The sequence below is a fragment of the Streptomyces sp. NBC_00490 genome (assembly GCF_036013645.1).
GTDB classification, from domain to species: domain Bacteria; phylum Actinomycetota; class Actinomycetes; order Streptomycetales; family Streptomycetaceae; genus Streptomyces; species Streptomyces canus_F.
Genome location: NZ_CP107869.1, coordinates 1,718,090 through 1,735,031, shown reverse-complemented (window position 1 = coordinate 1,735,031; position 16,942 = coordinate 1,718,090). Strand labels below are relative to the sequence as shown.

Below are 16,942 nucleotides of genomic sequence, written 5' to 3'. Positions count from 1 at the left end.
CCGTGCCTCTGGTGACCACCGGCGAGCTCGTCACGCGGGCCGCGGCCGCGCACCGCGCCGTCGCCGCGTTCAACGTCGTCACGCTCGAACACGTCGAGGCGGTCGTCGCCGGCGCCGAGTCGGCGGACGCCGCCGTCGTCCTCCAAGTGAGCGAGAACGCCGTCAAGTTCCGCCTCGGACGCCTGCAACCCCTCGCCCGCGCCGCCGTCGCCGCGTGCGAACGCGCCGCCGTCCCCGTCGCGTTGCACCTGGACCACGTCCAGAGCGACGCCCTCCTGAGACAGGCCGCGGACGCCGGATTCAGCTCCGTGATGTACGACGCCGCCCACCTGCCCTACCGGGAGAACCTCGCCGCCACCCGCGCCGCAGCGGACTGGGCCCATGCCCAAGGCCTCTGGATCGAGGCGGAGTTGGGTGAGGTCGGCGGCAAGAACGGCGAACCGCCGCTCGACGCCCACACGCCCGGCGCCCGCACCGACCCCGCCGAGGCCGGCACCTTCGTGACCGACTCCGGCGTGGACGCCCTCGCCGTCGCCATCGGCAGCTCGCACGCGATGACCACCCGCACCGCCAGCCTCGACCACGCCCTCCTCGCACGCCTCTCCGGCGCGCTGGACGTACCGCTCGTCCTGCACGGCTCCTCGGGCCTGCCGGACGACGAACTGACCGCCGCCGTCGCGGGCGGCATCAGCAAAATCAACATCGGCACCGCCCTCAACATCGCCATGACCGGCGCCATACGCGAGTTCCTCACCGCCCACCCCGAGGCGGTCGACTCGCGCACGTACCTGGGAGTGGGGCGGGCGGCGATGGCGCGGGCCGTGGCGGGGATCATCCGGGTGCTGGGCTGACGCCGACTACTTCCTGACAGCCCTCAGCACCACGAACTTCGGGTCACTGGCCATCAGTTCACTGTTCCCGAACAGCCGGCGCAGCTTGGCGTGGTAGCCCAGATGACGGTTGCCGATCACCCACAGCTCGCCGCCCGGCCGCAGCGCACCGTGCGCGCCCGTGAACATCCGCCAGGCAGTGGCGTCGGTGGTGGTCTGATGGGAGTGGAACGGCGGATTGTTGAGCACGAGGTCGACACTCCCGTCCGCCACTCCGGCGAGCCCGTCCCCGACCCGGAACTCGGCGTGCCCCGGAACGCCGTTCGCCTTGTACGTCGCCTCCGCCGAGGCCACGGCCTGGAACGACTCGTCCACGAACAGCACCTCGGCCTCGGGGTTCGCCAGCGCCACCGCCGTACCGACGACCCCGTTGCCGCAGCCCAGGTCCACGACCCGCTGCGCGCCCTTGCTGTCCGGCAGGTGCTGGAGGAAGAACCGGGTGCCGACGTCCAGGCGGTCGGCACAGAAGACACCCGCGTGATTGACCACCGTGCGCCCCGAGACCGCGCCGATGCCGTCGGGCAGCTCGTAGCGGTACGGCCACGGACTGGTGGTCGTACGCGGTGCCGTCCCGGGCGTGCAGAAGATGAGCCGCGCCTTCTTCTCGGCGAGCGAGGTGCGGGTCGGTCCGAGGATCCGCTCGAACAGCTTCAGCGTCGAGGTGTGGATCTCCTTCACCATCCCGGTCCCGACGACGACGGTGCCCTCGTGCACCGCGGGCGCCAGCCGCAGCAGCTGGTCCTCCAGCAGGGCCAGGCTCTTCGGCACCCGCACCAGCAGGACGTCGATCCGGCCGGGCGGCGGGTCCTGGGTGGTGAGGAGCCGCACCGCCCCGGTCTCGACACCGCCCCGGGCCAGGTTCGCCCGGGTCGCCTCCTGGGAGAGGTAGGAGTCGGTGATCTGCACCGGCCGGTGCGCGGCGAGCGCCGTGGACAGCGCGCCCCAGCGATCACCCAGGACAACGACCGTGCCGGACAGCGGGACCGCCTGTTCGGCCAGGTGCGTCAGCAGGTACTCGTCCGAGGCGTCCCAGGCACGAAGCCTGTCACGCGGGTCCTCGGGGAAACGGGCCAGCGTGAGCTGGCCCCAGGGCGTCACCATACGGTCGTTCATCGTGGGTCCAGGCTATCGGAGCCGCAGCTCAGGACTGTTCGGGCAGGATGGCCTCATGGATGGCGAGCTGTTCCCCAGGCCCCGCACGGAGGTCGCGCCGGGCGCGGTGCACCTGCCGGACTGGCTCGACACGAGCCGCCAGCACGAGCTGCTGGAGGCCTGCCGGGAGTGGGCCCGCCCCCCGGCCGGGCTGCGCTCGGTCCGTACCCCCGGCGGCGGCACGATGACCGCCCGGCAGGTCTGCCTGGGCTGGCACTGGTACCCGTACGCCTACGCCCGCACCGTCGTCGACGGCGACGGAGCCCCGGTCAAGCCGTTCCCCGAGTGGCTGGGGGAGCTGGGCCGCAGCGCGGTCCGGGACGCCTTCGGGGCACCCTCTCCCACGGCGGGGAGCGCACCCGGGGCGACCTCACCGCCGTACGACATCGCACTGATCAACTTCTACGACGGCGACGCCCGCATGGGCATGCATCGCGACAGCGACGAGATGGCGGACGACCCGGTGGTGTCCCTGAGCCTCGGCGACACCTGTGTCTTCCGGTTCGGCAACACCCAGACGCGGACGAAGCCGTACACGGACGTCGAACTGCGCAGCGGCGACCTGTTCGTGTTCGGCGGGCCCTCACGGCTCGCGTACCACGGCGTACCGAAGGTGTACCCGGGTACCGCGCCCCCGGAGTTGGGGCTGGCCGGACGGCTGAACATCACGCTCAGAGTCAGTGGCCGGTAGGACGGTGGCACAGCGGATCATGGGAGACTCGCCCTCATGAGCGGCAAGGCGGACCCCCGGCCGACGGGGGAAGGAACGACCTCGAGGACGCGGTTGGACCGGGGACGCGGTGCGCTCGGGCCCGCTCTGGAGCTCGTGCACACCGGACGCGCCCCCACCCGCGCCGTGCTCACCGCCGAACTCGGAGTGACACGCGCCACGGCCGGCGCGGTCGCCGCCGAGCTGGAGGCGCTCGGGCTGATCCGGGTCGACGCCCGGCCCGGCGCGGCCGCCGGTTCGCAGGGCCGGCCCTCGCACCGGCTCGCGGTCGCCGAGGAAGGGCCCGTCGTCCTCGCCGCGCAGGTGCACGCCGACGGATTCCGGGCGGCGCTGGTCGGCCTGGGCGGCCGGATCGTCGCCACCGCACCCGGCTGCGAGACCGTCGACGCCGACCCGGCGAAGGTCCTCGCCTCGGTCGTCGAGGCGGGCGCCGAGCTGCTGCGCACCACCGGTCTGCGCTGTGTGGGCGCCGGTCTCGCGGTCCCCTCCGCCGTCGCCGAGCCCGACGGGACCGCGCTGAACCCGCTGCACCTGGCCTGGCCCGTGGGCGCCCCCGTCCGCCGGATCTTCGCGGAGTGCGTTCGTGCCGCCGGTATCGCCGGACCGGCCTTCGCGGGCAACGACGTCAACCTCGCCGCGCTCGCCGAGCACCGGCACGGCGCGGGCCGCGGCGCCCGCGACCTGCTGTGCGTGGCCACCGGACACCGGGGCGTCGGCGGGGCGCTGGTCCTCGACGGCCGCCTGCACACCGGCAGTTCGGGTCTCGCGCTGGAAGTCGGCCACCTGACCGTCAACCCCGAGGGCCGTCCCTGCCACTGCGGCAGCCGCGGCTGCCTGGACGTCGAGGCCGACCCGCTGGCCTTCCTCGACGCCGTGGGCCGCGCGCCAGGGCCCGAGGTGTCCCTGCTCCAGCAGTCGAACGAGCTGATCCGCGACCACTACGACGACCCGGCCGTCCGCACCGCCACCGAGGCCCTCATCGACCGCCTCGGACTGGGCCTCGCGGGCCTGGTGAACATCCTCAACCCGGACCGCATCATCCTCGGCGGCCTGCACCGCACCCTCCTCGACGCCGACCCGCACCGGCTGCGCGCGGTCGTCGCCGACCGCAGCCTGTGGGGGCAGAGCGGCGGCGTACCGATCCTCGCGTGCACCCTCGACCACAACAGCCTGGTCGGCGCCGCCGAGTTGGCGTGGCAGCCGGTGCTGGACGACCCGCTGGGGGCGCTAACCCACCAGTGACTGGATGCCGAGCACGGAGACCAACTCCAGCTTCTCGGCGGCCTCGGTCCCCGGTTCGGCCGAGTAGACGAGGATGTGCAGATCGCTGCCCTCCACCCGGAGCAGATCGCAGTCCAACGTCACCGGGCCCACCTGCGGATGCTCGATCGTCTTGCGTGAAGCCTCCAGCCGGCCGACCGTACCCTCGTCCCACAGCTCGGCGAACCGCTCGCTGCCCGCCCGCAACTCCGCGATCAGGCGCCGCAGTTGCGGGTCGGCGGGATACCGAGAGGCGGTCGACCGCAGTTCGCCGACCATGCCCACCTCGAAAGCGCGCCGCTCCTCGGGAGTGTGCCGGACCCGGCCGGGCGCGCCGAGGAAGTTGCGCCACACCCCGTTGCGTTCGAAGCCGCGCAGACCGGAGGGGTCGCCCATCAGCGCCGCGTACATCGGATTGGCCATGAGCAGTGTCATCGCCGCGTCGGAAACGCCGACGGGGGTGTCCACCAGCCGGTCCAGCAGCCGCTGCACGCTCGGCGTGATGTACCCGGGCACCGTCTCGGGACCCGGCGGCACCAGTCCGGCCAGCCGGAACAGATACCCCCGCTCGTCCCCCGACAGCCGCAGCGCCCGCGCCAGCGCCTCCACGACCTGCCCCGACGGACTGGCCGCCCGGCCCTGTTCGAGGCGGGTGACGTAGTCGACCGAGATCCCCGCCAGCAGCGCCAGCTCCTCGCGCCGCAGCCCGGCTGCCCGCCGCTGACCCCCTGTGGGCAGCCCCGCGGTCCCGGGGGCGACCCGGTCGCGCCAGCGCCGCAGCGCCCGCCCCAGTTCCGTCGTCGTCATGCCTCCAGTGAACCGCGTCGGCCGCCGCGGTGCCTGGTACTGCCGGTCCCAGGAAGAAGGGTCTTCTGGCTGTCCCGCCGGTCCGGCGGGACGGTGGAGCCATGACTACGACACTCATCACCGGAGCCAACAAGGGCCTGGGCCTCGAGACCGCCCGTCACCTCGTCGCCGCGGGTCACGCCGTCTACATCGGCGCCCGGAACGCCGAACGCGGCCGCCGTGCCGCCGAACGGCTCGGCGCCCGCTTCGTCCAGCTCGACGTCACCGACGACGCCTCCGTCCAGGCCGCCGCGAAGACCATCGAGGCCGAGGGCGGGCTCGATGTCCTGGTCAACAACGCCGGCATCGAGGTCCGGGGCGAGAACAACGCCATCCCGGCCGCCGCCGACACCACCGCCGACGAGATGCGCACGGTGTTCGAGACCAACGTCTTCGGCGTCGTCCGGGTGACCCACGCCTTCCTGCCGCTGCTCCGGCGGTCCGCGGCCCCCGTCGTCGTGAACGTGAGCAGCGGCCTGGCCTCGCTGTCCCGGCTGTCCGACCCGGACTCACCGGCGCACTTCTACCAGGCCCTGGCGTACCCGTCCTCCAAGACCGCCCTCAACATGATCACCGTGCAGTACGCGAAGGCGTTCCCCGAGATGCGCGTCAACGCCGTCGAGCCGGGGTTCACCGCGACCGACCTCAACGGCCGCACGGGCACCCAGACCGTCGAACAGGGCGCCGAGATCATCGTCCGCATGGCCCGGCTGGGCCCCGACGGGCCGACCGGCCGCTACGTCGACGTCGACGGCTCGCTGCCCTGGTGATCCTCGGCGGTCTCCAGGATCCGGGTCCGAGGCGCCCCGGCCAGCGCCGGGGCGTTCCCGGGCGAACCCCATACCGTCGACTTCAGGAATCCCAGGAACCGCTCGGCCCCCGCCACATCGTCGAAGTCGAGGTCCACGACAACATAGGCGGGGTCGTCGACGGGCCGCTGGACGCGATGGCTTCGTACGCCCGCGTCGGCGCGCGCGGCCGCGAAGCGGTCGAAGGCCGTCTTCCAGGTGGCGAAGTCCGTGATCGGATGCTCGATGTGCAGGGTCGGCATGATTCCTCCTCGGCGCTGGTCACCAGGTTGCGCCGGACCACGCACCGCCGTACATCCCAGAAATATGGGGATACGCTCAGGCCATGTCCGGACGGGACCGCATCGTGCGGCTGTGCGAGGCGGGCGGCGACGCCCGGGAACTGCGCCTGCGGCTCCTCGACGAGCTCCGCGCCACCATCGGGTTCGACGCGTACGCCTTCCTCCTCACCGACCCGGAGACCTCGGTCGGCTGTGCCCCGATCGCCGATGTCCCCGTCCTGCGGGAGCTGCCCCGCGCGATCCGCCTCAAGTACCTGACACGGGCGAACCGTTGGACTCAGCTGCGGGACGCCGCCCTGCTCAGCGACCTGCCCGACCGCTCGGCGAGCCCGCTCTGGAACGAGCTCCTGCGCCACCACGGCATCCGCGACGTCGCCTCGGCGGTCTTCCGGGACCGCCACGGCACCTGGGGCTTCCTCGACCTGTGGCGCCGCGACCGCGACTTCACCCCGGCGGAGGCCGCCCTCCTCGCCGACCTCACGGCGCCGATCACGACGGCGCTGCGCCGCAGCCAGGCCGCCACCTTCGTCGTACGACCGTCCCACGAGCCCCGCTCCGAACCCCTGGTGCTGGTGCTGTCGCCCGACATGGGAGTCGTCGGCCAGACCCCGGGCACCCACGCCTACCTGCGTGTCCTGGTCCCCCCGGAGAACGGCCGCCCGACCGTGCCGGCCGGCGCCTACAACGTCGCCGCCCAGCTCCTGGCCGCGGAGGCCGGGGTCGACGACCATCCGCCGCGGGCCCGCGTCCACCTCACCGACGGCCTCTGGCTGACCCTGCGCGCCGCACGGATGGCAGGCGCCGTCGCCGTCACCATCGAGGAGTCCTCACCCGCCGAGCGGCTGTCCGTCTTCTGCCGGGCCCACGCCCTCAGCGCCCGGGAGACCGAACTCGTCGGCCTGCTCGCCAAAGGCGCCGACAGCCGTACGGTCGCCGCCACCATGTACGTCTCCGAACACACCGTGCAGGACCACCTGAAGTCGGTGTTCGCGAAGACGGGCACCCACAACCGCCGCGACCTGCTCGCCCGCGCGCTCGGCGCGTAGGCTCGGGGCATGCGGATCTCCGTCTCCTCGGACATGGACGAACCCGTGGCCCGCGGCCTCGTCGCCGAGCTGCGCGCACGCGGCCACGACGTCACCGCCCACGGGGCGTTGCACCCCGGCTCCGACCCTCAGTGGGCGGCGTGCTCGGAGGCGGCGGCCCGGGACGTGGCCACCGGTGCGGCGGACCAGGCGGTCGTGTGCTGCTGGACCGGCACGGGCGCGTCGATCGCCGCGAACAAGGTCCCGGGCGTACGGGCCGCCCTGTGCACCGACGCCTACACCGCGGACGGCGCCCGCCGCTGGAACGACGCCAACGTCCTCGCCCTCAGCCTGCGCCTGACCTCCGAGCCGCTGCTCAAGGAGATCCTCGACGCCTGGTTCACCGCCGAGGCCAGCGAGGACGTGGAGGACCGGGAGAACGTGGCCCGGATCGGACGCCTGGACCGCAGGGAGCCCTGAATCCGGGCGGGCTCAGGGTGCCGTGAGGCTCCACAGCGCCGCCACCAGCGGGCGGCGCAGATCGGCCCGCCGTACGCACAACCCGATGGGAAACGGCTCCGGTGCCGGATCCGCCGCGACCACCGACAGCCGGTCGCGCACCGCACTGTGCTCCAGTACGAGACGGGGGACCACCCCCGTGCCGCAGCCGAGGGCGACGAGCGTCAACAGCCCTTCGTGGCCGTCCGGTTCGCAGACCACCTCGGGCGCGGCGCCGCGGGCGCGGAACCAGCGGTCGGCGGCATCGCGGACCAGGCCGCGGTGGGGCAGGACGAAGGGTCCATCAAGGTCCGGGTCGGGCCGGTCCCGGGCCGTGACCAGGACCAGCTCGGTGACCGCGACCGTCCGGCCCACCAACGGCTCCGGCAGCCGCGCCGGGATCCCCGCCACGGCCACGTCCACCTCGCCCTCGTCCAGCCGGGCCAGCGCCGCCGCCGCGTCACCGGTACGCAGGTCCAGCCGTACCTGGGGGTGCGCGGCGCGGAACGGGGCCAACAGGTCCGGCAGCAGCGCCTGACAGGCGGTCACCGTGGCGAACACGGCCAGCCGGCCGGTGAGTTCGGCCGGATCGGGGTGCTCCTCACGATAGGAGCGCCACAACTCCAGTGCCTCGACGGCGTAGGCGCGGAACCGGTGCCCCTCCGCCGTCAGCGACACCCCGCGCGGGCCCCGGTCGAGGAGCCGGTGCCCGAGCCCGGCCTCCAGCCGCTGCACGGTCCGCGTCAGCGTCGCCGCGCTGACGTGACAGTCGAGACTGGTCCGCCCGAAGTTCAGCGTCTGCGCCAGATGCAGGAAAAGACGCAGGTCCCGATGGTCTTCCCGCATGCTGTGACCTGCGTCTTTCATTCGGTGCAACACCCCGCTTCAGATGTTGCGCTTGTCGCAATGCTCGTCCGGAGCCTACAACTCGACCATGACCTCGACCACGTACAGCTCCCGTGTCTTCTCCCTGGAGACGATGGACGTGCCCGGCGGCACCGAGACCATCCTGCGCGGCGGCCGGCACCTCTTCCCGCTGCTCCCGCGGGCCTTCGCCGGGATCCGCCGCATCGGTGTCATCGGATGGGGCCCCCAAGGCCGCGCCCAGGCCCTGAACCTGCGCGACTCGCTCACCGGCACGGACGTCCGGGTGGCCGTCGGACTGCGCCCCGGTTCGCGCTCGGCCGCCGACGCCCGCGCCCACGGCTTCACCGAGGAGGACGGCACCCTCGGCGACTGGCTCGCCGTCACCGCCGACAGCGACCTCGTGATCCTGCTGATCGCGGACGCCGCACTCGCCGCCCATCACCAGGAGATCTTCGCGGCCCTGAAGCCGGGCGCCGCCATCGGCCTGTCCCACGGCTTCCTGCTCGGCCACCTCCGCGAGTCCGGCGGCGGCTTCCCGCCGGGACATCCGGTGATCGCGGTGTGCCCCAAGGGCATGGGTGACTCGGTGCGACGGCTCTACCAGCAGGGCGCCGAGATCAACGGCGCCGGGATCAACAGCAGTCACGCGGTCCACGCCGACCCCGACGGCCGGGCCGTCGACCTCGCGCTGGGCTGGTCGGTGGCGCTCGGCTCGCCGTACACCTTCCGCACCACACTCGCCGGTGAGTACCTCTCCGACATCGTCGGCGAACGCGCCATCCTGCTGGGCGCCGTCCACGGCATCGTCGAGAGCCTCTTCACGCGTTACCGCCTCGCCGGGGACGACGAGGTGACGGCGTACGAACGCTCCTGCGAGAACGTGACCGGCCCGATCGCCCGCACCATCTCCCGGGCCGGCCTGCGGGCGGTCCGCGAGAACCTCGACGCCGACGCCCGTGACGTGTTCGACCGTGCGTACACGGCGACGTACGGCCCGGCCCGCGAGATCGTCGCGGAGATCTACGACGAGGTCGCCGACGGCACGGAGCTGCGCAGTGTGATCCTGGCCGAACGGCGGCTCGGCGCCCGTGAGATGAGCCGGATCGGCGGTTCACCGATGTGGTCGGTGAGCGACCGGGCGCACACCCGCAGGGCCGAACGGGAGCTGCCCGTGGACCCGTTCACCGCCGGGGTCTTCGTCGCCACCATGACGGCCCAGATCGACGAGTTCGCCGACCGCGGCCACCCCTGGTCCGAGATCGTCAACGAGTCCGTCATCGAGGCCGTGGACTCGCTCCTGCCCTACATGCACGCCCGCGACGTCGGCCACATGGTCGACAACTGCTCCCGCACGGCCCGCCTCGGCGCCCGCCGCTGGGGCCCGCGCTTCCAGAGCGCCTACGAGCAGATCGCCTTCCCGGCCGCCGAACGTCCGGCGGACACCGCCCTGTTGACCGCCTTCGACACCCACCCGGTGCACGAGGCCCTGGCCGCGGCGGCCGAGGTGAGGCCGTCGGTGGACATCTCGGTGGCGTAGGAAAGGAGTTGTCGTCGGCGCTCCCGGTCGGATAGGAAGCCTGCATGCTCAAAGGCACCAAGGTCGGGCTCAGGGCCCGCCACGAGGACGACATCCCGATCCTGCGGACCGAGCTCTACGACGACGTGGCCAACTCCGCGCGGGCCGAGGGCCGGCCGTGGCGGCCGATCACACCGGGCTCCAAGGACTCGCGGCTCGTGGTGGACGACGAGGAGGAAGGGCACGTCCCGTTCTCCGTGGTGGAACTCGACGGCGGCACCCTGATCGGCACCGCGACCCTGTGGGGCATCGACAACCACAACCGGTTCGCACACATCGGCCTCGGCCTGCGTCCCTCCGCTCGCGGCAAGGGCTACGGCACCGACGTGGTCGCGGTGCTGTGCCACTACGGCTTCATCGTGCGCGGCCTGCATCGGCTCCAGATCGAGACGCTGGCGGACAACGCCGCGATGCTGCGCTCGGCCGAGCACAACGGCTTCGTCCACGAGGGCGTGCTGCGCTCCTCGGCATGGGTGATGGGCGAGTTCGTGGACGAGGTACTGCTCGGCCTCCTCGCCCGGGACTGGAAGCCGGGTCCGAAGGGTTAGGCCCTCCGCGGCCGGGGGACCAGTTCGCCGCCGCAGTTGGGGCAGATGCCCCGCATCGCCTCGGTGCAGGGCACACAGAAGGTGCACTCGTACGAGCAGATGCGGGCCGGGGCGTCCGGCGGCAGCTCGGCCGTCTCACAGCGTTCGCATCTCCCGCGCATCTCCAGTGCCATCCGTGCTCCCGCTTTCGTCGCCGGTCAGTGCCACTCGACGCCGAGGGCCCGCCCAGGATTCTCGCGCATGATGCGTTCGACCAGTTCGGCGCCGAGCTCCGCCGCCAGTCGCGGCCGCACCCGACGCAGCAGATACGGCATCCCGGGACCGCCGTTCACCGAACGCGCCGCCGCGGTCGTCGTGTCACCGCCCAGGAGGAGCCGATCGCCGTGGCCCGCCTCGGCCAGGGCCCGTACGGCGTCCGGCATCCGCCAGTCCGTGGCGTGGTTCGCACGTGAGGGACCGTCGAAGGCCAGGTAACAGCCCGACGCCGCGGCCTGCCGGTGCGCCACGAGGTCGGGGGAGCGGTTCAGATGGCCCAGGATCACCCGGTACGGCGCCACGCCCAACTCCCCGCACAGCAGGTCCAGTACGTCGAGCGCGCCGGTGCCCAGCTCCAGGTGGACCGCGATCGGCGCACCGGTCGCGTGGTGCGCCTCGGCCGCCGCGGTCATCGTCCAGCGGGCGTGTGCGTCGAGGGCGTGGAAACCGCCGGCGACCTTGATGAGTCCGGCACGGACGCCCGATGTGCCGATCCCGTCGGTCAGTTCGGATACGAAGAGCTCGGCGAGCCTGCCGCGCAGTGCTTTCAGGGTCCGGTCGTCGTAGTGGACGGCCTGGTGCAGACCGGTCGCGGCCACCACCAGGACCCCCGTCTCCCGGGACAGCGGCGGCAGATCGGCAGCTCGTCTCCCCAGCCCGTACGGCGTCCACTGCACCACGCTGTGCCCGCCCTGGGCGCGGAACGCCGCCAACTCCGCGCGGGCCGCGGACACGTCCCGCAACTCCTGCCCGGGCAACTGGGGGCTGCCGAAGAACAGATGGTCGTGCGCGTCGCACACACCCAGCCGCTCCGGCTCCACATCCCCGACCACCGTTCGGACCGCGCTCACCACCGGCGCCCCCGCGGCAGCCCGGCGAGCCCCGACGCCGACAGGTGCAGCACCTGGAACACCTCGCCGTCGGCCTTGGGCGTGTCATGGGCCCAGAGCGAGAAGTGGACCAACTCCCAACGACTGGAGTCCACGACGGCCGCCGCCAGCACCGCCCCGTCCTGCGCCGCCAGCCGCCCCGCCGCACGCACCGCGTCCCCCATGACCTCCGCCAACTCCACTCCGTCCGGCACCGGTTGCCGCCTCCGTACCGCGACCCGCGCCGGCGAACCGGCGGCGCCGCCCTCCTCGAGGGCCAGCCCCGTCCACTGCCGGACCGACGGCCGCCCGAAGTCGTCGCTCAGCCCCTGGAAGGCGCCTCCCCACAGGAAGGAGTTCATGCCCGCCATGGTGTCCCAGAGGTAGAACGGCGCGTACTGGTTGACCGGCGAGCCGTGCACCCCGCGCTCCCGCATCAGGTACGCCTTGAGCCCGAGGCCCTCCCACTCGTCGAGGAGATGTCCGACACGGGCCACGCGGGCGCGGATCACGTCCATGTCGTAGTCGGCGGGCAGGGTGAGTTCGTACTGCATGGCATGCATCGCGTGCCTCCTCAGGCGGGGTACTCCGCGGTGTCCACGTGCGCTTCCCAGTGCGTGGTCGTGCCGTCCTCGGTGGCCTCCACGACCGCGAGGTGGGTCATGAAGGTGCGCGGTCCGGCGCCGTGCCAGTGCCGTTCGCCGGGTTCGATCCACACGGTGTCGCCCGCCCGGATCGCCTCGATCTCGCCGCCCTCCCGCTGCACCAGCCCCTCGCCCTCCAGGACGTGCAGGACCTGGCCGCGGGGATGACGGTGCCAGGCGGTGTGCGCGCCCGGGGCGAAGTGGACGTTGAACATCCGCAGCCGTGACGGGGGTCCGGGCGCGGCGATCTCGTCCAGCCACACCGTGCCGGTGAAGTTCTCCGCCGGACCCTGCCACGTGTCGGGACGCTTCCTCGTGATGTGCACGTGCGTGAACTCCTAAGGCCGTGGTGAGAGGAGGGAGAGCAGTCCCCGGACGCCCGCGTCGAAGGCGGCGGGGGAGCCCGAGGCGCGGGCGAGGACATAGCCGCCCTGCACGGTGGCGACGACCGTCGCCGCGATCGCCTCGCCGTCGAGCGACGCCGCGAACTGCCCCTGCTCCCTGCCCTCCTCGACGATCCCGGCGATCCGTTCACGCAGCCAGTCGAGGGTCTCGTCCACCGGCTCGCGCAACTCGTCGCTGGCGATGATGTCCGGATCCATCGTCAGCCGCCCGACCGGGCAGCCGCGCAACACATCGCGCTCGCGCAGCAGATACGCCTCGATGCGCTCGTACGGCGTCCCCGGCCCGCCGAGTACTCCCTCGGCGGTAGCCCTCATCTCCGCTGCCGTGCGCCGGATCGCGGCCAGCGCGAGGTCGGGCTTGCCCTTGAAGTGGTGGTACATGCTGCCCTGCCCGGCACCCGAACGCTCCAGGATGGCCTTGGGGCTGGTGCCCACGTAACCGCGCTCCCACAGCAGCTCTCGGGTGGACTCGATCAGACGCTCCGGGGTGCTCATACACGCACTGTACATACTAGTAGTTACAGAAGTCGAGCCCTCACGGAGCAGCCGGAACGGCCCCTCGTACTCCCCGGGAGGTACCCGCACTGCCGCTGGCCGTACGACGACCCGCACCCCTGGCCGGGGCCAGTCTCGAGACATCAACCGGACACATCACTAGGGAGATGACCCGAGATGCAGACCCTGGCGCACTGGGACGGCGGGCCCGGCCCGTGGATCCTTCTCTTCCCGCTGATCTGGGCGGCCGTCGTGGTCGGCGCCGTCACCGTCCTGCGCCGCACCGGCCTGCGCGGCCGCCGTGGCCCGTGGCGCGCGACCGCCGACACCGGTCCGTCCGGCGACTCGCCCATCGCCGTGCTCGGCCGCCGGTTCGCCTCCGGCGAGATCGACGAGGACGAGTACTGGCGCCGGCTGTCCGTCCTGGACGAGCAGTTCGGCCGCACGGGCAAGGGCGGTGCGGCATGACGACCACGACCGCCGTCCGGTCGGCCGCCCGGGTGGTCGACGCCGTGAAGGTCTACGGCAGCGGCGACACCGGCGTGAGGGCCCTGGACGGGGTGAGCGTCGACTTCCCGGCCGGCCGCTTCACCGCGATCATGGGGCCCTCGGGCTCCGGCAAGTCCACCCTGATGCACTGCGCGGCCGGTCTCGACACGCTCACCTCGGGCACCGCCCGCATCGGCGACACCGAACTGGGCTCCCTCGACGACCGCCGCCTCACCCTGCTGCGCCGCGACCGCGTGGGCTTCGTGTTCCAGGCGTTCAACCTGGTGCCCACCCTGACCGTCGAGGAGAACATCAGGCTCCCCCTCGACCTGGCGGGCGGCAAGGGCGACCGCGAGTGGATCGACGCACTCGTCGACGTCGTCGGCCTGCGCGACCGCCTCCACCACCGCCCCTCCGAACTCTCCGGCGGCCAGCAGCAACGCGTCGCCGTGGCAAGGGCGTTCGCCGGGCGACCGGACGTCGTCTTCGCCGACGAACCGACCGGCAACCTGGACTCCCGCTCCGGCGGCGAGGTGCTCGGCCTCCTCGGCCGTGCCGTCCGCCAGACGGCCCGCACGGTCGTCATGGTCACCCACGACCCCGTGGCCGCCGCCCACGCCGACGAGGTCGTCTTCCTCGCGGACGGGCGCCTGGTCGACCGTATGACCGCGCCGACCGCCGACAAGGTCCTGGACCGCATGAAGGCCTTCGACACCACCTCACCCCCCGGAGGGCCGTCATGAACGCCTCCGTCCGTCTGAGCGTGTCCTCCCTGCGCGCGCACAGGCGCCGCTTCGCCGGAACCTTCCTCGCGGTGTGCCTCGGCGTCGCCTTCCTGGCCGGGACGCTCGTCATGGGCGACACCCTGCGCGCCGGCTTCGACACGATGTTCGGCAGGGCGACCAGCGGCACGGACGCCGTGGTCCGCAGCGCCGACGCCATCACCACACCGGGCGACAGCGAGGGCGTACGTCAGCCCGTCGCCACCGACCTGGTGAGTGCCGTCGAGCGCGTCCCCGGTGTGGCGGCCGCCGCCCCCAGCATCCAGGGCGCGGGCCAGCTGGTCGGCGCGAACGGTGATCCCATCGGCGGCCAGGGTCCGCCGACCCTCGCGGGCAACTGGATCGCCGATCCCGAGCTCAACGCCTACCAGCTCGCCGAGGGCCGTGCCCCCGCCGCGTCGGGCGAGGTCGTCATCGACCGGGGCACCGCCAAGCGCGGCGACCTGGAGATCGGCGACACGACGACTCTCCGGACGCCGGACCCGGTCGAGGTGACGATCGTCGGTCTGGCGACCTTCGGCGGCGAGGACGGCATGGCCCAGGTGACGTTCACCGGCATGACGCAGGCCGACGCCGAGAAGTACCTCACCGCACGGCCCGGCGAGGCGGCCACCATCCAGGTGCGCGCCGGTCCCGGCGTCAGCCAGCAGGAGCTCGTCGATCGGCTGACTCCCGTACTGCCCGAGGGAGTCGAGGCGATCACCGGCCAGAAGTCGGCCGAGGAGAACACCGAGATGATCTCCAGCCAGTTCCTGACCATCTTCACCCTCTTCCTCCTCGTCTTCTCCGGCGTCGCCCTGCTGGTGGCGACCTTCTCCATCCACAACACCTTCGCCATCGTCGTCGCCCAACGGACCCGCGAGAACGCCCTGTTGCGCGCCCTGGGTGCCTCCCGCCGCCAGGTCACCGCGTCGACCCTCGTGGAGGCGACCGCGGTCGCGGTGACGGCCTCGCTCGCGGGCCTGGCGGGTGGCATCGGTATCGCCGCGGGTCTTCAGATCCTGTTCCCGGCGATCGGATTCCCGTTCCCCGAGGGCGACTTGGTGGTCAGCGTGCTGTCCATGCTGCTGCCGCTCGCGGTCGGCATCGTGGTCTGCCTCGGCTCCGCACTCCTGCCCGCCGTACGGGCGGGCCGCACCGCCCCGATGGCGGCTCTGCGCGAAACCGCCGTGGACACCTCGGGCGCCTCCCGCGTGCGCGCCGTCACGGGAACGGGCCTCGTCGCCCTCGCCCTCGGCGTGACGATCAGCGGTGTCCTCGTCTCCCCGTCGCTGTGGCTCGCGGGCACCGGTGCCGTCCTGGCCCTGGCCTCGTTCGTGGTCCTCGGCCCGGTCGCCTCCACCACAGCGGTACGCGTCCTCGGCGGTCCCCTCGACCGACTGCGCGGAGTCACCGGGGGCCTCGCCCGCCGCAACGCCCTGCGCAGCCCCAAGCGCACGGCCGCCACCGCCAGTGCCCTGATGATCGGCGTCGCGGTCGTCTCCCTGTTCACCGTGTTCGCCGCGTCCCTGAAGGCGACCATGGACCAGACCGTCTCCCGCTCCTTCGCGGGCGACATCGCGGTGAGCACCCCGGCCTTCGGCGCGGGCGGCAGCGGACTGAGCCCGCGTCTGGCCGGCGCCGTCGACCAGCTGCCCGAGGTGGACACGGCCGTCGGACTCGGCCGCGGAGTCGCCGAAGTCGACGGCAAGGGAAGGGCGTTGACGGTCACCGACCCCCTGGCGCTGGAGCGCACCTTCGACCTGGGCACGGTCAAGGGGTCCCTGAGCGGTCTCGGCACGGACGGCATCGCCATCACGGGGAGCGAGGCCGACAAGCAGGGACTGAAGACCGGCGACACGACCCGGCTGACGTTCACGGACGGCAAGAGCGAGACCTTCACGGTCCGTGCCGTCTACGGCCGGTCCGAACTCGCGGGGGAGTACGTCATCACCCGCGCGGCCTGGGAACCGCACCGCACCCAGGACGCCGACACCCTCATCGCCGTGTCGTTCGAGGACGGCGTGAGCACGGACACCGGCAAGGCCGCGGTGGAGAAGGTGGCCGAGCGCTACGGCAACCCCGAGGTGCAGACCCGGGACGAGTACGCGCAGTCCTCGGCGGGCGGCATCGACATGATGCTCACCCTGGTCTACGCCCTGCTGGCCCTGGCGGTCCTCATCGCGCTCCTCGGCATCGCCAACACCCTGACCCTGGCGATCCACGAACGCACCCGGGAACTGGGCCTGCTGCGGGCGGTCGGCCAGACCCGCTCCCAACTGCGGGCCATGGTCCGCTGGGAGTCGGTCCTGGTGGCCGCGTTCGGCACGGTCGGGGGACTGGCGCTCGGCGGGTTCCTCGGCTGGGTCCTGGTCAAGGCCTCCGACGGCGCGAGCGACAGCGACTTCGCCTTCGCGATGCCGCCGCTGCAACTCGTGATCGTGGCCCTGGTGGGCCTGGCGGCGGGCGCCCTGGCGGGCCTGCGCCCGGCCCGTCGCGCGGCACGCCTGGACGTACTGCGGGCGATCGCCACCGAGTGAGAC

General features: G+C 72.6%; 20 protein-coding genes. 11 read left to right on the top strand and 9 right to left on the bottom strand.

What is annotated here, in order from left to right:
* Nucleotides 1-2 precede the first annotated feature (2 nt).
* Nucleotides 3-851, top strand: a complete 849-nt coding sequence (locus OG381_RS07840) for a class II fructose-bisphosphate aldolase (protein ID WP_327715382.1) — start codon at nucleotides 3-5, stop codon at nucleotides 849-851.
* A gap of 6 nt (nucleotides 852-857) precedes the next feature.
* Here the strand turns inward: OG381_RS07840 and OG381_RS07835 are convergent, their stop codons facing one another.
* The gene (locus tag OG381_RS07835) at nucleotides 858-1,991 is read right to left on the bottom strand and encodes a methyltransferase (protein WP_327722417.1); all 1,134 of its coding nucleotides are present in this window, start codon (nucleotides 1,989-1,991) and stop codon (nucleotides 858-860) included.
* A gap of 67 nt (nucleotides 1,992-2,058) precedes the next feature.
* Here OG381_RS07835 and OG381_RS07830 point away from each other — a divergent pair, with 67 nt between their 5' ends.
* A complete protein-coding gene (locus OG381_RS07830; protein WP_327715381.1) occupies nucleotides 2,059-2,733 on the top strand; it encodes an alpha-ketoglutarate-dependent dioxygenase AlkB family protein in 675 nt (224 codons plus the stop codon).
* A gap of 36 nt (nucleotides 2,734-2,769) precedes the next feature.
* Nucleotides 2,770-4,014 carry an ROK family protein gene (locus OG381_RS07825; RefSeq protein ID WP_327715380.1) on the top strand — a complete coding sequence of 415 codons (1,245 nt, stop codon included), beginning with the start codon at nucleotides 2,770-2,772 and terminating at the stop codon, nucleotides 4,012-4,014.
* On the opposite strand, the gene OG381_RS07820 is transcribed toward OG381_RS07825, so the two are convergent.
* Entirely contained in the window at nucleotides 4,000-4,839 is an 840-nt protein-coding gene (locus tag OG381_RS07820) for a helix-turn-helix transcriptional regulator (protein WP_327715379.1), read from the bottom strand. The two genes, OG381_RS07825 and OG381_RS07820, sit on opposite strands and share 15 nt — an antisense overlap.
* Nucleotides 4,840-4,940: 101 nt before the next feature.
* On the opposite strand from OG381_RS07820, the gene OG381_RS07815 reads away from it, so the two are divergent.
* Complete coding sequence (locus OG381_RS07815) at nucleotides 4,941-5,648, top strand: SDR family oxidoreductase (RefSeq protein ID WP_327715378.1); 708 nt, start codon at nucleotides 4,941-4,943, stop codon at nucleotides 5,646-5,648.
* Here the strand turns inward: OG381_RS07815 and OG381_RS07810 are convergent.
* Nucleotides 5,615-5,929, bottom strand: a complete 315-nt coding sequence (locus OG381_RS07810) for a hypothetical protein (RefSeq protein ID WP_327715377.1) — start codon at nucleotides 5,927-5,929, stop codon at nucleotides 5,615-5,617. The genes OG381_RS07815 and OG381_RS07810 overlap by 34 nt on opposite strands.
* 83 nt (nucleotides 5,930-6,012) lie before the next feature.
* Here OG381_RS07810 and OG381_RS07805 point away from each other — a divergent pair, with 83 nt between their 5' ends.
* Nucleotides 6,013-7,014: a helix-turn-helix transcriptional regulator gene (locus tag OG381_RS07805; RefSeq protein WP_327715376.1), complete on the top strand. Its 1,002-nt coding sequence runs from the start codon at nucleotides 6,013-6,015 to the stop codon at nucleotides 7,012-7,014.
* A 9-nt stretch (nucleotides 7,015-7,023) separates the two neighbouring features.
* Nucleotides 7,024-7,473, top strand: a complete 450-nt coding sequence (locus OG381_RS07800) for an RpiB/LacA/LacB family sugar-phosphate isomerase (protein ID WP_327715375.1) — start codon at nucleotides 7,024-7,026, stop codon at nucleotides 7,471-7,473.
* Between the two features lie 12 nt (nucleotides 7,474-7,485).
* Here the strand turns inward: OG381_RS07800 and ilvY are convergent, their stop codons facing one another.
* Nucleotides 7,486-8,337 (bottom strand): HTH-type transcriptional activator IlvY, encoded by an 852-nt coding sequence (gene ilvY / locus OG381_RS07795; RefSeq protein ID WP_327715374.1) that lies wholly within the window; start codon nucleotides 8,335-8,337, stop codon nucleotides 7,486-7,488.
* Between the two features lie 88 nt (nucleotides 8,338-8,425).
* On the opposite strand from ilvY, the gene OG381_RS07790 reads away from it, so the two are divergent.
* Together OG381_RS07790 and OG381_RS07785 are read left to right on the top strand one after the other, a co-directional pair.
* Nucleotides 8,426-9,895 (top strand): ketol-acid reductoisomerase, encoded by a 1,470-nt coding sequence (locus tag OG381_RS07790; RefSeq protein ID WP_327715373.1) that lies wholly within the window; start codon nucleotides 8,426-8,428, stop codon nucleotides 9,893-9,895.
* Nucleotides 9,896-9,939: 44 nt separating this feature from the next.
* Nucleotides 9,940-10,482, top strand: a complete 543-nt coding sequence (locus OG381_RS07785) for a GNAT family N-acetyltransferase (protein WP_327715372.1) — start codon at nucleotides 9,940-9,942, stop codon at nucleotides 10,480-10,482.
* Here the strand turns inward: OG381_RS07785 and OG381_RS07780 are convergent.
* The 5 genes from OG381_RS07780 to OG381_RS07760 are packed head-to-tail and all read right to left on the bottom strand — an operon-like array spanning nucleotide 10,479 to nucleotide 13,149.
* Complete coding sequence (locus tag OG381_RS07780) at nucleotides 10,479-10,655, bottom strand: DUF1272 domain-containing protein (protein ID WP_327715371.1); 177 nt, start codon at nucleotides 10,653-10,655, stop codon at nucleotides 10,479-10,481. The two genes, OG381_RS07785 and OG381_RS07780, sit on opposite strands and share 4 nt — an antisense overlap.
* Nucleotides 10,656-10,679: 24 nt before the next feature.
* Nucleotides 10,680-11,588 (bottom strand): phosphotriesterase family protein, encoded by a 909-nt coding sequence (locus OG381_RS07775; protein WP_327715370.1) that lies wholly within the window; start codon nucleotides 11,586-11,588, stop codon nucleotides 10,680-10,682.
* Complete coding sequence (locus OG381_RS07770; protein WP_327715369.1) at nucleotides 11,585-12,169, bottom strand: DUF4865 family protein; 585 nt, start codon at nucleotides 12,167-12,169, stop codon at nucleotides 11,585-11,587. The genes OG381_RS07775 and OG381_RS07770 overlap by 4 nt, the downstream gene beginning before the upstream one ends.
* A gap of 11 nt (nucleotides 12,170-12,180) precedes the next feature.
* Nucleotides 12,181-12,576, bottom strand: a complete 396-nt coding sequence (locus OG381_RS07765; protein WP_327715368.1) for a (R)-mandelonitrile lyase — start codon at nucleotides 12,574-12,576, stop codon at nucleotides 12,181-12,183.
* A gap of 12 nt (nucleotides 12,577-12,588) precedes the next feature.
* Nucleotides 12,589-13,149: a TetR/AcrR family transcriptional regulator gene (locus OG381_RS07760; RefSeq protein ID WP_327715367.1), complete on the bottom strand. Its 561-nt coding sequence runs from the start codon at nucleotides 13,147-13,149 to the stop codon at nucleotides 12,589-12,591.
* A gap of 177 nt (nucleotides 13,150-13,326) precedes the next feature.
* Between OG381_RS07760 and OG381_RS07755 the strand changes: the two genes are divergently transcribed.
* The 3 genes from OG381_RS07755 to OG381_RS07745 are packed head-to-tail and all read left to right on the top strand — an operon-like array spanning nucleotide 13,327 to nucleotide 16,939.
* The gene (locus OG381_RS07755) at nucleotides 13,327-13,617 is read left to right on the top strand and encodes an SHOCT domain-containing protein (RefSeq protein ID WP_327715366.1); all 291 of its coding nucleotides are present in this window, start codon (nucleotides 13,327-13,329) and stop codon (nucleotides 13,615-13,617) included.
* Nucleotides 13,614-14,381 carry an ABC transporter ATP-binding protein gene (locus OG381_RS07750; protein WP_327715365.1) on the top strand — a complete coding sequence of 256 codons (768 nt, stop codon included), beginning with the start codon at nucleotides 13,614-13,616 and terminating at the stop codon, nucleotides 14,379-14,381. The genes OG381_RS07755 and OG381_RS07750 overlap by 4 nt, the downstream gene beginning before the upstream one ends.
* A complete protein-coding gene (locus OG381_RS07745; RefSeq protein WP_327715364.1) occupies nucleotides 14,378-16,939 on the top strand; it encodes an ABC transporter permease in 2,562 nt (853 codons plus the stop codon). Before OG381_RS07750 ends, OG381_RS07745 begins: the two co-directional genes overlap by 4 nt.
* The last annotated feature ends 3 nt before the right edge of the window (nucleotides 16,940-16,942 follow it).

Excerpts from the sequence above, each read along its gene's own strand:
- OG381_RS07820 (WP_327715379.1), bottom strand. The coding sequence starts at position 4,839 with ATGACGACGACGGAACTGGGGCGGGCGCTGCGGCGCTGGCGCGACCGG.
- OG381_RS07805 (WP_327715376.1), top strand. The coding sequence starts at position 6,013 with ATGTCCGGACGGGACCGCATCGTGCGGCTGTGCGAGGCGGGCGGCGAC.
- OG381_RS07790 (WP_327715373.1), top strand. The coding sequence starts at position 8,426 with ATGACCTCGACCACGTACAGCTCCCGTGTCTTCTCCCTGGAGACGATG.
- ilvY (WP_327715374.1), bottom strand. The coding sequence starts at position 8,337 with ATGCGGGAAGACCATCGGGACCTGCGTCTTTTCCTGCATCTGGCGCAG.
- OG381_RS07815 (WP_327715378.1), top strand. The coding sequence starts at position 4,941 with ATGACTACGACACTCATCACCGGAGCCAACAAGGGCCTGGGCCTCGAG.
- OG381_RS07800 (WP_327715375.1), top strand. The coding sequence starts at position 7,024 with ATGCGGATCTCCGTCTCCTCGGACATGGACGAACCCGTGGCCCGCGGC.
- OG381_RS07835 (WP_327722417.1), bottom strand. The coding sequence starts at position 1,991 with ATGGTGACGCCCTGGGGCCAGCTCACGCTGGCCCGTTTCCCCGAGGAC.
- OG381_RS07785 (WP_327715372.1), top strand. The coding sequence starts at position 9,940 with ATGCTCAAAGGCACCAAGGTCGGGCTCAGGGCCCGCCACGAGGACGAC.
- OG381_RS07750 (WP_327715365.1), top strand. The coding sequence starts at position 13,614 with ATGACGACCACGACCGCCGTCCGGTCGGCCGCCCGGGTGGTCGACGCC.
- OG381_RS07760 (WP_327715367.1), bottom strand. The coding sequence starts at position 13,149 with ATGAGCACCCCGGAGCGTCTGATCGAGTCCACCCGAGAGCTGCTGTGG.
- OG381_RS07830 (WP_327715381.1), top strand. The coding sequence starts at position 2,059 with ATGGATGGCGAGCTGTTCCCCAGGCCCCGCACGGAGGTCGCGCCGGGC.
- OG381_RS07780 (WP_327715371.1), bottom strand. The coding sequence starts at position 10,655 with ATGGCACTGGAGATGCGCGGGAGATGCGAACGCTGTGAGACGGCCGAG.
- OG381_RS07770 (WP_327715369.1), bottom strand. The coding sequence starts at position 12,169 with ATGCATGCCATGCAGTACGAACTCACCCTGCCCGCCGACTACGACATG.
- OG381_RS07825 (WP_327715380.1), top strand. The coding sequence starts at position 2,770 with ATGAGCGGCAAGGCGGACCCCCGGCCGACGGGGGAAGGAACGACCTCG.
- OG381_RS07745 (WP_327715364.1), top strand. The coding sequence starts at position 14,378 with ATGAACGCCTCCGTCCGTCTGAGCGTGTCCTCCCTGCGCGCGCACAGG.
- OG381_RS07810 (WP_327715377.1), bottom strand. The coding sequence starts at position 5,929 with ATGCCGACCCTGCACATCGAGCATCCGATCACGGACTTCGCCACCTGG.
- OG381_RS07755 (WP_327715366.1), top strand. The coding sequence starts at position 13,327 with ATGCAGACCCTGGCGCACTGGGACGGCGGGCCCGGCCCGTGGATCCTT.